The 13,596-nt window shown below is 67.8% G+C and carries 11 protein-coding genes; all 11 read right to left on the bottom strand.

The window, feature by feature from the left end; genetic code table 11:
* Window positions 1–13: 13 nt before the first annotated feature.
* Genes BN3794_RS02415 through tssE form a run of 11 tightly spaced genes read right to left on the bottom strand, consistent with a single transcriptional unit; the run spans window position 14 to window position 13,527 of the window.
* Window positions 14–1,828, bottom strand: coding sequence for a T6SS phospholipase effector Tle1-like catalytic domain-containing protein (locus BN3794_RS02415; protein WP_078059546.1), 1,815 nt, complete (start codon window positions 1,826–1,828; stop codon window positions 14–16).
* Complete coding sequence (locus tag BN3794_RS15740) at window positions 1,825–2,349, bottom strand: DUF3304 domain-containing protein (protein ID WP_078059545.1); 525 nt, start codon at window positions 2,347–2,349, stop codon at window positions 1,825–1,827. The genes BN3794_RS02415 and BN3794_RS15740 overlap by 4 nt, the downstream gene beginning before the upstream one ends.
* A complete protein-coding gene (locus BN3794_RS02410; protein ID WP_066092784.1) occupies window positions 2,346–2,867 on the bottom strand; it encodes a DUF3304 domain-containing protein in 522 nt (173 codons plus the stop codon). The genes BN3794_RS15740 and BN3794_RS02410 overlap by 4 nt, the downstream gene beginning before the upstream one ends.
* Window positions 2,864–3,385, bottom strand: coding sequence for a DUF3304 domain-containing protein (locus BN3794_RS15735; RefSeq protein WP_078059544.1), 522 nt, complete (start codon window positions 3,383–3,385; stop codon window positions 2,864–2,866). Before BN3794_RS15735 ends, BN3794_RS02410 begins: the two co-directional genes overlap by 4 nt.
* On the bottom strand, window positions 3,382–4,230 hold the full coding sequence (locus tag BN3794_RS02405) for a DUF4123 domain-containing protein (RefSeq protein ID WP_066092781.1): 849 nt from the start codon (window positions 4,228–4,230) through the stop codon (window positions 3,382–3,384). Before BN3794_RS02405 ends, BN3794_RS15735 begins: the two co-directional genes overlap by 4 nt.
* Window positions 4,227–6,962: a type VI secretion system Vgr family protein gene (locus BN3794_RS02400; protein WP_066092778.1), complete on the bottom strand. Its 2,736-nt coding sequence runs from the start codon at window positions 6,960–6,962 to the stop codon at window positions 4,227–4,229. The genes BN3794_RS02405 and BN3794_RS02400 overlap by 4 nt, the downstream gene beginning before the upstream one ends.
* Window positions 6,963–7,014: 52 nt before the next feature.
* The gene (locus BN3794_RS02395; RefSeq protein WP_066092775.1) at window positions 7,015–7,371 is read right to left on the bottom strand and encodes a hypothetical protein; all 357 of its coding nucleotides are present in this window, start codon (window positions 7,369–7,371) and stop codon (window positions 7,015–7,017) included.
* 48 nt (window positions 7,372–7,419) lie between these two features.
* The gene (tssH, locus tag BN3794_RS02390) at window positions 7,420–10,131 is read right to left on the bottom strand and encodes a type VI secretion system ATPase TssH (protein WP_066092773.1); all 2,712 of its coding nucleotides are present in this window, start codon (window positions 10,129–10,131) and stop codon (window positions 7,420–7,422) included.
* Window positions 10,132–10,160: 29 nt separating this feature from the next.
* Complete coding sequence (gene tssG / locus BN3794_RS02385) at window positions 10,161–11,252, bottom strand: type VI secretion system baseplate subunit TssG (protein WP_066092770.1); 1,092 nt, start codon at window positions 11,250–11,252, stop codon at window positions 10,161–10,163.
* Complete coding sequence (gene tssF, locus BN3794_RS02380; RefSeq protein ID WP_066092767.1) at window positions 11,216–13,042, bottom strand: type VI secretion system baseplate subunit TssF; 1,827 nt, start codon at window positions 13,040–13,042, stop codon at window positions 11,216–11,218. Before tssF ends, tssG begins: the two co-directional genes overlap by 37 nt.
* Window positions 13,042–13,527: a type VI secretion system baseplate subunit TssE gene (gene tssE / locus BN3794_RS02375; RefSeq protein WP_066092764.1), complete on the bottom strand. Its 486-nt coding sequence runs from the start codon at window positions 13,525–13,527 to the stop codon at window positions 13,042–13,044. The genes tssF and tssE overlap by 1 nt, the downstream gene beginning before the upstream one ends.
* Window positions 13,528–13,596 lie beyond the last annotated feature (69 nt).

The following is a 13,596-nucleotide window of genomic DNA, read 5'->3' as shown; positions in this document are numbered from 1 at the left end:
GGCGGCTTGCTGCTCAAGCCACCATTTCCTCCGATTGCGACGTCTGCTGGTTCTGCGCCATTTGCTTGTCGTCGCCCGCATACCACCGGCGATAGCGCAAATAGCCTTCCGGCTCCCATGTGCCGGGAATGGGAATGAAGCCGAGAATGTAGCCGTCGAACGGCTTGAATCCCGCGTAAGAGTCGTGCGCGAACTCTCCGAACATGCGCGCCTCCGCCGGCGAAACCGGCCGTTGCTCACGAATCGCCTTGAGCACCTCGCGCGCCTCCGGCGCCAGTTTCGACAGGTCACGCGTGTGGCTGAGGGGACTCGTCAACGGCGACATGTCCAGCACGGAGTCCCATACCTTCTCGCCGAAAGTATCCGTGCCATCGAGCGCCGCGATATCGCGCAACAGCGTCGCATTGGCCCCTTCCAGATCGGCCACATCCCCGGCAGATGCATGATTGCGCCACGGCAACCGCGCATACGTGTCACGGACCTGATAGCGCCATGCGAGGTAGGGCAGCAGCCATGCACGCTGGCTGCCCTGTGCGGGCTGCGCCGCGATAAAGGCGTCGTAGGCAGCCTGCAGGTCGGGATGGATTTCAAACGGATCGACGCTCTCCTCCGTCGCAGTTCTCAGTTTCGCCGACTCCTTGTCCAACGGCACGCCCGCCGCCTCCGCCGCCCGGTACATATAGTTGAGCGGAATCTGCGATAGCTTCCTGCTGTCCAGTTTCCCATATCCCCGGCCCTGATCGTCCGGGGTATAGCCGCCGCCCACGTCCGAGTGCATGCCGGGAAACGCATACTGCCGACAGTTGCCCGGCAGCGTGGTGCTGCCCGGTGCCTGTACGTAGTCCAGCGGGAACGACGCGCGGTTCTCGTGCATCGCGATGTGGTGGACACAGTTCTCCACCCGCGAATCGATCCGCAGGAATTCCGCCTTCGCCCAGTCCAGGTGCCCGTCCGTCCAACCGCCCACCATCGGCGTCGACAGCGGTATGCCCACCGACGCCACGGTGTCGAAGATGCCCAGGAAACGGATCGTCGCCTTCACGCCGCACAGCTTGCCGCCCTGCATGATCTGCAGCAGCCAGTTGCAGAACACCCGCGCCTCCGCCGCGCCACGCGAGAAGCCGAACACGTCGATGAAGATTTCGGTCAGCTTCGGCTTGGTCTTGGGATCGTTGACACGTTCGGCGATCTTGCCGGCCCATTGCGTCAGGAACTCGATGCGCTGGCGGTCGCCGACGCCGCCACCGCGCAGAAGACCGCCGCTGGTCCCCATGCCCACCTTCTGCAAGGCGGCGGCATCACCGGAACCCTTCAGGGGTGCGTAGCCAAGGCGGGGGTTGTACTGCCGCTTGCCATTGCGGCACAGGGCCATGATGGTATCCGGCTGGAACACCGGCAAATTTCTGGCAACAGCACGATGCACGGAATTGAGCACATGCAGCAACCCGTAGTTAATCCGGCCGTCGCCGCCGGCGCCAAAGCCCATGCCTGTGGAACTGTCGCTCTCTTCACCGATCTGGGGAAACGGCGTTCCCACTCCGGGAATGTACATCGGATAGTAGCCATCCAGATTCTCCTGCGGGTACGCCCAATACAGACGATAGACATTGCTGTCCTTCTTCCGGTCTTCTTGCGTGCCTGTCGCCCCTGATTCCACCCAACTGTAATTATTGCCCGTACCATCGAAGAAAAGGCCAATATGCAATGGCATTTCGCACATTTCCGGCCGACAGGTTGCAGCCACTACCTGCACCACGTCCAGCGTGGGGATGCTGTCGCTGGCCGGCGACATCGCCGTGCTGTAGCCGTTGCCTTCCTGCCCGCTCATGACTTCTTCTCCAGCTCTTCCTTGCGCTTGCAACTCTCGTCCAGCGAGTATTCCTGCCACGGACGCTTCCGCGGAATCGGATCATGTGGACCGGGATAGCTCGGACTTTCCGGCGCATACAGCCCGGAAGACACGACTCGGATCGAATCATTCGCAAGAAAATGTATCCACAGATGTCCAGCTTCTTCATACCGATCCACCGGCACCTGCCGCACGAACTCCTGACCGTCGCAGTCACGCCAGTTGGTCACGTTCCAGCGTATCTCCACGCTCAAGCCCGGGCGCCACTTGGCCGGCAGCATCGCGCAGCAGACCGTTCCACCCCCTCCTCCGGCGCGCCCAGCCCTATAGCCGTCCACCGAGAATTCCTGCACGCTCAGATGGTCGGCCAGATGGTCCAGCCCGGTGATGCCCACACCGATCTTTTCCTCCTGCGCCTTGCAGCCGCCACCGACAACGACCAGCAGCGACAACAAGAGCCAGCGGATCGTGCGACGGCATTTGCCTTTGTGATCGATCATGACTTCTTCTCCAGCTCTTCCTTGCGCTTGCAACTCTCGTCCAGCGAGTATTCCTGCCACGGACGCTTCCGCGGAATCGAATCATGTGGACCCATGTACTTAGGATTCCCCGGACCCGGATTCGACACAATCACGCGAACATTGCCATTCGTCAAAAAATGCACCCACAACGTTCCAATCTCGTCGTATTTTTCCACCGGCACCTGCCGCACGAACTCCTGACCGTCGCAGTCACGCCAGTTGGTCACGTTCCAGCGTATCTCCACGCTCAAGCCCGGGCGCCACTTGGCCGGCAGCATCGCGCAGCAGACCGTTCCACCCCCTCCTCCGGCGCGCCCGGCCCTATAGCCGTCCACCGAGAATTCCTGCACGCTCAGATGGTCGGCCAGATGATCGATCCCGGTGATGCCCACGCCAATCTTTTCCTCCTGCGCCTTGCAGCCGCCACCGACAACGACCAGCAGCGACAACAAGAGCCAGCGGATCGTGCGACGGCATTCCCCTTCGTGATCGATCATGGCTCCTTGACCTCCGTCCATTGTTTGTTGCAGTGCGCGTCTGCCGGATAAACATGCCAAGGGTTCTTCCGCGGAATCGGATCATGTGGACCGGGATAGTCGGGATTTCCCGGCCCGGGATTCGACACAATCACGCGAACATTGCCATTCGTCAGAAAATGGACCCACAACGTTCCAATCTCGTCGTACCTTTCCACTGGCACCTGCCGATGCCGTTCCCTATAACTGCAATCACGCCAGTTCTGCTCCAGCCAGTCCACGCGGACGCTCAAGCCCGGGCGCCACTTGGCCGGCAGCATCGCGCAGCAGACCGTTCCACCCCCTCCTCCGGCGCGCCCAGCCCTATAGCCGTCCACCGAGAATTCCTGCACGCTCAGGTGATCGGCCAGATGGTCCAGCCCGGTGATGCCCACACCGATCTTTTCCTCCTGCGCCTTGCAGCCGCCACCGACAACGACCAGCAGCGACAACAAGAGCCAGCGGATCGTGCGACGGCATTCCCCTTCGTGATCGATCATGGCTCCTTGACCTCCGTCCATTGTTTGTCGCAGTGCGTATCCGGCGGACATGGCCGCGGATGCTTTCGGGGGACAGGATCGCCGACGGCACCGTGCCGCGCCTTGTCGGCAAATTCCGGATGGCCCAGGACTTCCCCTCCGCTGCGCAGCACCGCCACGCCGACCGCCTGCACCACCCGTTCAGGCAGCGCACCCTGCGCGCGCAGCCATTCACCCGTCAGGCGGGACAGTTTGCGCAGTTCCGCCGGCGAGTATCCTTCGCACAGTTGCGGCTGCGTTTTCAGCCATATCGACCATCTCTGCGTATCGCGCTGTGCCCGCAGCAGTTCGCCGAACTGGCGGGATGACAGCCGCAGGGGCAACGTGACGGATTGGGCCAACGTCCGGCCATCGTCCGGATCAATGTACCGGCTGGATTCGCCGGCAGCGCTGGCTTCCCATGCCGCGATCGGGCCGAGCAGCGCACGGCGCTGCGCCGGGTCCAGAACGCTCCAAAGATCGGAGAACGCGCGTGCATCGGCGTATCGCAGGTAATATCGTTTCCGGTCCGCAAACATTGTCTGCAACCTGCGCAGGTGCAGAACGATCGCATCGGCCGATGCCGACGTCGCCAGTCGCGACACGCCATGCGCGTGTTGCCCGCCCTCACGCAGGTCCCTGACGAGTTCGGCAACCCGGGACGACGGGGCCAGCAGCCAGGGCGAGACGCTTTTCGCCTCCTCCCCCCAATCGGCATAGAGGCAATGGCCCGGATACCCGTCATCGATGATCGACACGATGCGGTCCAACGGCACGATCGCGCTGTCGAACAGGATGAATCCCGTCAGTGTGCGCGAGCCGCTCATGCCGGGACCAGCGCCCCTCCCGCCCTTGCCGCCTGAATGAAGCATGGGATACAAAAATCGCTTTCAGGCAGGGGTGGCAGTTCCATCGAGGCACTTTTCGGCCCGGTCAGTTCTTTCCTCGTCGCCTTGAACTCGACCGTCCCCGGCGCGCCCAGCTCGATGTTGCCGCCCTCGATGCGGATGTAGGCGCCGGCCGCGGCGGCCAGCAGGTGCCTGTTCGGCGCGGCGATCTCCACGCCGGCCTCCGTGCTGGCAATCCTCACGTTGGTCTTCGCCGCCAGCTTGGCTGCGTTGCGGTGCGCGCGTGCGCTGACCTTGCCCTGCGCGGCGTGCAGGGCGATGCCGCGCTCCTGGGTCGGGCTGCCGCTGGCCGCTTCGCTGCCCTGGGTGTAGAGCACCAGCCCGCCCGCCACCGCCAGGGTCAGCTGGCCCTGGCTCAGCCAGTTCAGCGCGGTGCCCGCGGTCAGTACCGTCTGCGTGCCCGATACCCAGCCCTGGTCGGCTGGGGTCAGGCTCATCACCCCGGCCTGGCCGCTGCCCAGCAGTACCGGCGCGCTCCAGCCCGGCGCCTGGCCGTCGCCGCCGGCGATCGCGCCGGCCGCGCTGCCCTGCTGCGTCGCCTGCAGGCTGCCGTGCAGCGCCGTCCATGAGGTATCGGCCGGCAACGCCTGCGGCTCCTCGGGCAGCTGCGCCTGCTGCCCGCGCGCGGCCGCGGCCAGCGCCTGCAGCAGCTGCTGGCCCTCGGCCAGCTGCGCCTGCGCCTGCTCGGCGCTGAGCTGCTGGTGGCCGGGCTCGCTGCTCAGCAGCAGGCCTTGGCCGGCGCGCACGCTACCGCGTGCCTGCGTGGACAGTTCCGTGCCGTAGCCGCGCTCGCCCTCGCGCACGTTGTCCTGGCCGCCTTTCAGGTGGCCCAGCGTCAGCGCGCTCTGCTGCTGCGTGGTCGACAGCTGCGCGCGGCCCTGTCCCGGGGTGTCGTCCAGCCGCAGCTGCTGGTAGCCGCCGCTGCCGTCCTGGCTGTGCGCCAGCGCCTGGCTCTTGAACCCGGTGAATACCGCGGCATGCTCGTTGCCGTCGAACCACGACGGCGCGTTGCCGGTGGCCCCGGCACCACCGCCGCCGACCTGGTTGTGCGCCGCATCGGCCTGGCCGCGGCCGTTGTAGACGCTGCCCACCACCACCGGCCGGTCGATGTCGCCCTCCAGGAACGCCACCAGCACTTCCTGGCCCTTGCGCGGCAGCATCACCCCGCCCCAGTTGTCGCCGGCCCACGACGTGGCCACCCGGACCCAGGTCCAGGCGCTGCCGAGACCGGGAGCGTTGTCCTCGCCTGCTGGATGCGCCTGCCCGCTGCTGGCGTCGGCGCCGCGCTGCCAGGGGAACTGCACCTTGATGCGATGGTCGCGATCGGCCAGGGCCGGTTCGCCATCGCTGACCACGATCACGCTCTGGGTGCCTGCCACCGTGGGCCGGGGATGCAGGCGCACGCCACGGTCGTCCTCGGTCCTTGGGCGATAGGCCACCGATACCGGCAGTGCCACGAAACGATTCTGGTAGACCTCCGGCCAGGATTCGTCCGCGATGCATGCATGGCCGGCCAGCGTGGCAGGCAGCGCGAGGCCGGGCGCGGCAACGGCACCCAGCGCCTGTTCCAGCGCATCGAACACCTCGGCGCCGAGGTTGTTGCGGGCACGGTGCCACACCTGCAGGCAGGCGTAGCCGTCGTTCCCGGCCTGCGGGTGCTGGGTCAGCACGAAGCGGCCGCCGGCCGCCAGTTGCCGCCACGAGCCCTGTCCCTGCACGGTATGCGCCGGCACCTGCAGGGCCTCCAGGTGCCGACGCGCCAGGCGCTCGCCGCTGGCGGTATCGGGCCAGCCATACGGCGCGCCCATGTCCACGTCCTCGGCCGACATCAGGCCCGCCATCGGTGCGCTGGATTGCGCCAGCCCCAGTTCCAGGCTGCGATAGTCCCAGCTCGCACGCAGCACCTGGCCGGTGCGCCAGCGCCGCGCATCCTGCCAGCCCTGCACGCCATCGGATCGTTCGGTGGCATCCGCACGATGGAAGCGGACCGTCCCCAGTTCGTGCCACGCCGGTGCGTGGTCGGCCAGCACCAGGACGTGTTCGCCCAAGCCGTCGCTGTCCGCCTCGCCCCGGTGCTCGAACCAGTAGGCGATGCCCTCCTCGGCCAGCAGGCGCTGCACGAACGCCAGATCGCTTTCCTGGTACTGGGTGCACAGGCTGCGCTTGCGGTACACGGACGCATCCGCCAGGTCCCAGCGCCACCGCGGCGCGAGCGTGCCCAGGCCGGCATAGTCGGAGAACACGTTCTCGACGATCTCCACCACGCTCATGTCCTGGAATGCGTAGCTGTCCACGCGCTGCCCCAGCAACGACAGCCAGGGCTCCAGGACCAACCGGTAGCGCGCCAGGCCACCATTGCTGCCGACCAGCTCGGCGGAGGTGACTTGGCCGTGGAACGGCCGCAGGCCCGCATCGGCGGTGAGCAGCTGCAACAGTGCGGGACGGCCGAGCAGTGCGTCCAGGTCCAGGCCCGCCTCCGCCGACAGCGCCGTCAGCACCAGGCGGAAGCCAGCACCATCGACCTGCTCCAGCCCGGACAGGGTCTCGACCGCCAACCGTTCGCCGCCCAACGACGTATGCAGCCGCATCGATCGCCCCTGCTGGGACGGCAGCGCCCGCAGGCACGACAGGACCGTATCGACCGGATTCATTGTTCGCGCTCCCTGCGATGGAAGCGGCCGGAAATGCCGGGCCGCACGGGACTCAACCCACCTGGACGATGCGCTCGAGCCGGAGGAAAGGCGTCTGGGTGCACTGCAGGCGATACTCGCGGCCCGCTGCCGACAGCGCGATCTCGCGCACGTTGCTCACCAGCTGGTTGGCCTTGCCGGCCACCGGCGCCTGCACCTGGATGCGCCAGGGCGTGCGCGAGATGAGCCCGGCCAGGCTGCGGGCCTCGGCGCGGGCCTCGGCCGACGCTTCCTGCAGCAGCTGGACCACGTGTTCGGGACGTACGCGGTTCCAGGTGCACAGCCGGTCCGCCTTGCTGCCGGGCTGTCCATGCGCGAGGCTGGCGCAGCGGGCGGTGGCGGCCGCACGGTCGTATCCGTAGAAATCCATGGCACTCTCCTTGTCGTTTCGACTGTAGGGGCTACTTCTACCTCAAAGTCAGGCGATCTTGTATCGGAAACCTCCGGTTTTGCCGACGGTGGCCTTGATCGAGCCGATGCCGCTGCCTTCGGCCATGCGCGCCAGCACCGATTCGGCGATCTCCGGCAGCAGCGTGCCGTTGAGGATGTGGTCGACGTTGCGTGCCCCCGAATCCACCTCGGTGCATCGCGCCAGCACCGCCTCCACCAGGGCGTCGTCCCACTGGAACCTGGCCTTGTGGTTGGCGGCCACGCGATCGCGGATGCGCCCGAGCTTGAGGTCGATGATCGCGGCCAGCACGTCGTCGCCGATGGGGTAGTAGGGCACCACCTTCATGCGCCCGAGGAACGCCGGCTTGAAGCTGCGCGCCAGCACCGGGCGCAGGCTTTCGGCCAGGTCGTCGGGCGAAGGCAGTTCCGCGGCCGGCTTGTTCAGGCACGCCTGCATGATCTGTGCCGAGCCGACGTTGGAGGTGAGGATGATCAGCGTATTGCGGAAATCGATCTCGCGGCCTTCGGCATCGTCCATCACGCCCTTGTCGAATACCTGGAAGAACATCTCCAGCACGTCCGGATGGGCCTTCTCGACTTCGTCCAGCAGCACCACGCTGTAGGGATTGCGCCGCACCGCCTCGGTCAGCACCCCGCCCTCGCCATAGCCGACGTAGCCGGGCGGGGATCCCTTGAGCCCGGAGACGCTGTGCGCCTCCTGGTACTCGCTCATGTTGATGGTGACCAGCTTGCGCTCGCCGCCGTAGAGAATGTCGGCCAGCGCCAGCGCGGTCTCGGTCTTGCCCACGCCGGAGGGGCCGACGAACATGAATACCCCGCGCGGCTTGTTGGGGTCCTCCAGGCGCGCGGCCGCGGTACGCACGCGCTGGGCGATGGCTTCCAGCGCGTGGGCCTGGCCGACCACGCGCTCGGCGAGCAGGTCGCGCAGCTGGCGCACCACGCGCAGCTCGTCCTTTACCATGCGCCCCAGCGGGATGCCGGTCCAGGCCGAGACGATCTCGGCCACCACGGTGCCGTCCACCTGCAGCGGCACCATCGGCGACTCCCCCTGCAGTGCATGCAGTTCGCCGAGCAGGGCATCCAGTTCCTGCTGTTCGGCCGAAGCGGCCGCCTCCGCGCGCGAGCGGCGTCCCTTGCCCTTGGCCGATGCTTCGGGGGCGTCCAGGGCGGGCGCACCATCGGCGGCCTGCTCCATGCGGGCGCGCAGGGCGAATATCCGGTCGGCCAGTCCCCGCTCGCGCTCCAGGCGTTCCTGGTCCGTTTCCAGCCGTGCCTGCACGACCGCACGTTCGGCCTGAAGCTCGGCGATGCGTTCCCCGTGCCCGCGTGCGCCGCCGGCCGTCTCGCGGCCCAGCGCGGCCAGCTCGGCATCGATCCGCTCCAGCCGCTTGCCGGCCTCCTCGATCAGCGCGGGCGTGGCGCTGCGTCCCAGGGCCACCCTGGCACAGGCCGTATCGAGCACGCTCACCGCCTTGTCCGGCAACTGGCGGCCGCTGATGTAGCGATGCGACAGGCGCACCGCCTCGGTGACCGCCTCGTCGAGCACGCGGATGCCGAAGTGCCGTTCCATCAACGGCACCATGCCGCGCAGCATGGCCGCGGCCAGCGGCTCGCTGGGCTCGTCCACCTTGACCACCTGGAAGCGGCGGGCGAGCGCGGCGTCCTTCTCGAAGTACTTCTTGTATTCGCTCCAGGTGGTGGCGGCGATGGTGCGCAGTTCGCCCCGTGCCAGCGCCGGTTTGAGCAGGTTGGCCGCGTCGTTCTGTCCGGCAGTACCGCCGGCACCGATCATCGTGTGGGCCTCGTCGATGAACAGAATGATCGGGTGCGGGCTCTTCTTGACCTCGTCGATCACGTTCTTCAGGCGGTTCTCGAACTCGCCCTTGACGCTGGCGCCGGCCTGCAGCAGTCCCAGGTCGAGCACGTGCAGCGCCACGCCCTGCAGTACCTGCGGCACCTCCCCGGCGGCGATGCGCAACGCCAGGCCTTCCACCACCGCCGTCTTGCCCACGCCGGCTTCGCCGGTGAGGATCGGGTTGTTCTGGCGCCGCCGCATCAGCACGTCGATGACCTGGCGGATCTCGCCATCGCGGCCGATGACCGGATCGATCCGGCCCTCCCGCGCGCGTGCGGTGAGGTCGTGGGTGAACTGGTCCAGCGCCGGCGTGCGTGCCGGCCCGGGCGCGGAAGCCGGGTCGGCGCCAGCGTCGGCTTCTCCGGCATCGGTGCGATCGCCCGGCCGTGCCTCGACGGAACCGTGCGTAAGACGATCGAAATCGTGCTTGAGTTCATCGGTCTTCAGCCGCGCGAATGCCGCCGAGCCGCGACGGGCCAACTGGGCCAGCTCGGCATCGGCCAGCAGAGCGAGCAGCAGGTGGCCGCTGCGGATCCTCGGCGCATGCGAGTCCAGCGATGCGATCAGCCAGGCGTGCTCGAACAACGCGGGCAGGTGCGGGGAGAACACCGGGGTACGCGCATTGCCGCTACGGAAGCGGCCGATCTCGGCCTCCAGGTCGCGCCGCAATTCCTCCGGCTGGACGCCGCCGCGGCGCACGACCAGGGTGAAGTCGTTGTCCTCTTCCTCCAGCAGCGCCAGGAACAGATGCTCCAGGTCGACTTCATAATGGCCGCGCGCCATGCACAGGCTGGCGGCGCGCTCGGCCGCGCGGCGGCAGGTGTCGTCGAGTTTTCCGATCAGGGTCTTCAGGTTGATGCTCATGCCGTCGTGCCGCGCTCCTTGCCGCTCGGTCAATGCAGGAATTGGATGTGGTAACGCGTATCGTCGCGGGCACGGGTCTGCGGCCGCGAGCCGAGATAGCTGTCCCAGCCCAGGCGTGGCCCGGCCTCGGCGGACATGCGCATGCCCGGCACGTCCTGCGGGCGCAGGCAGAGCCGGATCTCGTATTCCAGGCCGGCATCGCCGAGCAGTTCCAGCCACTTGCGCAAGGCGCGCGCGCCCGATGCACCAGGCAGGAAATCGTCGAACGCACGGCGATGCAACGGACCGATGGACAGGCGCAGGCGCAGGTCGCGCTGGAACACGCGTCCGCCGGCCAAGGTGCTTACCCCGAGCCGTGCCTGGGCCTGCCCCAGACGGGTGGCCTGCGCGGGCGGCAACGGATACCAGGCGCCGACGAACTGCTCGATGCGGAACGGGACGCGGAAATGGTCCGACAGCACGCGCGCCAGCATCGTCGCCGACACCGGGCGCTGGCGGATCGCCCCGGCGTAGTAGGCCACGGACTGGTCGAACACGTCGCCGTGCCCGTCCACCAGCGCGTCGCGGGTGGACGCCGGACCCAGCCCCGCCAGCGACATCAGCAACGGCATGAAGCGCTCGCGCCGGTCCAGCTCGTACTGCAGCGCCAGGCGGTGCTTCTTCCACGCCTCGTAGTGCAGCGTCACCGCACGCGTGGTGAACATGTCCAGGAAGGCACGTGCGCCACGGTCGCGGCGGAACACCTCGCGCTCGTGCAACAGCTCGGTGTAGTGCAACGGCAAGGCCCCGGTGACCCCCAGCAGGCCCATGAAATGCGGCGTCAGCTCCACCAGGCCGAGCTCGCCTTCCGCCACCACGCGGTCCATGTCTTCCGCCTGCCGCACGCGCTCGCCCTGGCGCGTACGCACGTCGGCGTCGGCATCCAGCTCGCTGGCCGGGAAGGCCAGCGACAGCGAATTGCGGAAGCGTACCCAGCCGGCCAGGCCGCCCTTCTTCCAGCCCGGCTGGCGCCGGTACAGCCGTTCCAGCACGCGCATGGCCTGGAAGAACTGGAAGCGCTCCGGATGCGCGAGCAGTTGCCGGGCTAGACCAGGATCGAGTCGCCGCTTCGTTCCGGACACCGGACGATCTCCCTGCCATTGCCGGCCGATACGAGCACCAGCCGGGTGAAACTGTTGGCCGTGACGTACAGGCCGAAGAAGCGGTCCATCACGTGGGCGAAGCAGGCCACGCCGGTGCCGACGAAATGGGCTTCGTCGATCACCAGGCGGATCTCCACCCCACGCACCACCGCGCCGAAGCGGGCACCGGGCAACCACGCGGTGGCGGCCTCGGCATGCAGGTCCACCAGGCCATCGATCATGTGCGTGGTCACGCTGCTGTCGCCGAGTTCGTAGAGCCGCAACATCTCCTTCAGTGCCGCCACGCCGCCCTTGGCCAGCGACAGCTGGTTGAGCGACAAGTGCGAGACCAGGCGCCATTGCGCGCCGCGCCCGTGCGGGAACCGCCACGGCGGACTCGGCTTGCGCAGGAAGCGGATCGCCTTGGCGGGCGTGCCGCCCTCCATGGCCAGGTCGCCCTGCGGCGCACCGTAGGACAGGTGTACCGGCAGGTCGCGGTTGCTGCAGGTCAGGCGCACGCTGACCACGTCGGCCTGCGGCTGCACCGGCTCGAATTCCAGGTCCACGAAGCTTATCTCCACCTCATGGCCAGGGCTGCGTGTGGCGACCTCCTCGTCGCGGCGCGCCATCCAGTACTGCCCCGCCCGCTCCGGCTCCTCGCCATGGTGCAGCGAGTAGAACGGCCGGAACTGGCGGATCGACTCGCCCTGGGGTCCCTGGCGGATCTGGTGCACGGAATCGATGGCATGGATCTCGTAGGCCCAGGCGCGGCGTGCGTCGGCGACCACCGGATAGGCCACCTGGCGGTGGGTGACGCGGATGGGCTCGCCGACCTGTTCGAACAGGTTGGCCACCGGCGTGCAGCCAAGCCGGATGTTGTCGGCCGACAGCGGCTCCAGGGCGCGGCTGGAACGCTCGCCGGCGGCCGAGCGCAGCACCAGGTGGAGGGTGAAGCCGCGACGTGCCCCGGCGGCCGCCACCGCCACGTCGAGGTCGAAGAAGCCGAACTTCTCCGGATAGGCGAAGAATTCGGTCAGCAGGCGATAGGCCGGATGCGAGCGCGCCGGGTAGTCGATCAGCGCCTCGTCCTCGCTAAAGCCCACCGGGCGCAGCGGCGAGGATGGCAGCGCACGCCAGCGCCCGTCCTCGTCCCATTCGACGTAGGCGGCGTGCACGTCGAGCGAGAGCGCATCGCGGAGCGCGGCCCGCAACGAAGGCTCGCCGTCCACGAACAACCGCAGCGTGCCGTCCATCTGCGCGAGCGCCTGTGGATCGCCGCCGAAATCGAACCGCATCGACACCTGCCCGCCGCTGCCGGGCGCCAGCGTGGTCGCCAATGGCGGCTCGGCCACGGGCCGATACGCGGCAGCGGCGACACCGACATTGCCCAGCACCACGTCGTAGACGGTACGGAACCGGCACTGCACGCCCCGGACGGGCCGCGATTGCAGCGGCGTGCCGCGGGGGATGCGCAGCGGCGCACTCAGCCGGGCGGCGCCGGTCATGTCGAACTGGGCGATCGAGCACGAGGGAAACGGCCGCAGGTAGTGCGGGTAGAGCACTTCCAGCAGCGCGTCGGTGAATTCGGGATAGTCGTCCTCGATGCGCTTGGAGATGCGCGCGCCGAGGAAGGCGAACGCCTCGATCAGTCGCTCGACATGGGGATCCTGGCTGCCCTCGGCGGCCAGCTGCAGGCGCCCGGCGATCTTGGGATAGCGATCGGCGAACTCGCGGCCGTAGCGGCGCAGGTAGCCGAGCTCGCGCTCGTAGTAGGGAAGCAGCTCGCGCATCAGGCGGCCTGCCGTCGCAGGCGGCTGACCTGGTACTGCAGCGTGGACGGCTGCAGCGTGGCATCGAAGCTGACCGGCTCCCGGGTCGGGGAGACGTCCAGGACCGCGTGGATCGTGAAGTGCAGCCCGCCGCCGGGCAGGGAGTTGCTCTCCAGCGACACCTGCACCGCGCGCAGGCGGCGTTCGTGGCGGGCGATCGCGCCCTCCAGGGAGCGGCAGATGCGCGCGCGGTCCTGGCCGTTGGCCAGGCTCATCGCCGAGAAATCGTCCAGTCCGTACGTCATCAGCGAGTGCTGGCACTCGGGGAATGCCGCCAGGGACTGCACGTCGTAGGCCGCGCGCGTGTTGAGCAGGCCCTCCAGGTCGCGAGCGACGGTTTCCTTCATCTGCTCCAGCGTCAACGCCCCGCTCCAGGCCGGCAAGGCCGAGGTCCTGGGATCGTCGTCGAACAGCTTCTCGAGCAGGGTGGGTTCGAGTCCTTTCATCACGCTCTCATCCGGCCATCGCTATCGCGGATCTTCGGGATCCGGCCAACCGCAGGAGGACGCCCGGAC

This window comes from Xanthomonas massiliensis, from assembly GCF_900018785.1.
In the GTDB taxonomy this organism is placed as follows: Bacteria; Pseudomonadota; Gammaproteobacteria; order Xanthomonadales; family Xanthomonadaceae; genus Xanthomonas_B; species Xanthomonas_B massiliensis.
This window is presented reverse-complemented; position numbering and strand designations above follow the sequence as displayed.

What these genes read in the sequence shown, in the direction of transcription:
- tssE (WP_066092764.1), bottom strand. Translation starts at nt 13,527, where the DNA reads ATGAAAGGACTCGAACCCACCCTGCTCGAGAAGCTGTTCGACGACGAT.
- tssF (WP_066092767.1), bottom strand. Translation starts at nt 13,042, where the DNA reads ATGCGCGAGCTGCTTCCCTACTACGAGCGCGAGCTCGGCTACCTGCGC.
- tssH (WP_066092773.1), bottom strand. Translation starts at nt 10,131, where the DNA reads ATGAGCATCAACCTGAAGACCCTGATCGGAAAACTCGACGACACCTGC.
- BN3794_RS02410 (WP_066092784.1), bottom strand. Translation starts at nt 2,867, where the DNA reads ATGATCGATCACGAAGGGGAATGCCGTCGCACGATCCGCTGGCTCTTG.
- BN3794_RS15735 (WP_078059544.1), bottom strand. Translation starts at nt 3,385, where the DNA reads ATGATCGATCACGAAGGGGAATGCCGTCGCACGATCCGCTGGCTCTTG.
- BN3794_RS15740 (WP_078059545.1), bottom strand. Translation starts at nt 2,349, where the DNA reads ATGATCGATCACAAAGGCAAATGCCGTCGCACGATCCGCTGGCTCTTG.
- BN3794_RS02395 (WP_066092775.1), bottom strand. Translation starts at nt 7,371, where the DNA reads ATGGATTTCTACGGATACGACCGTGCGGCCGCCACCGCCCGCTGCGCC.
- BN3794_RS02405 (WP_066092781.1), bottom strand. Translation starts at nt 4,230, where the DNA reads ATGAGCGGCTCGCGCACACTGACGGGATTCATCCTGTTCGACAGCGCG.
- BN3794_RS02415 (WP_078059546.1), bottom strand. Translation starts at nt 1,828, where the DNA reads ATGAGCGGGCAGGAAGGCAACGGCTACAGCACGGCGATGTCGCCGGCC.
- BN3794_RS02400 (WP_066092778.1), bottom strand. Translation starts at nt 6,962, where the DNA reads ATGAATCCGGTCGATACGGTCCTGTCGTGCCTGCGGGCGCTGCCGTCC.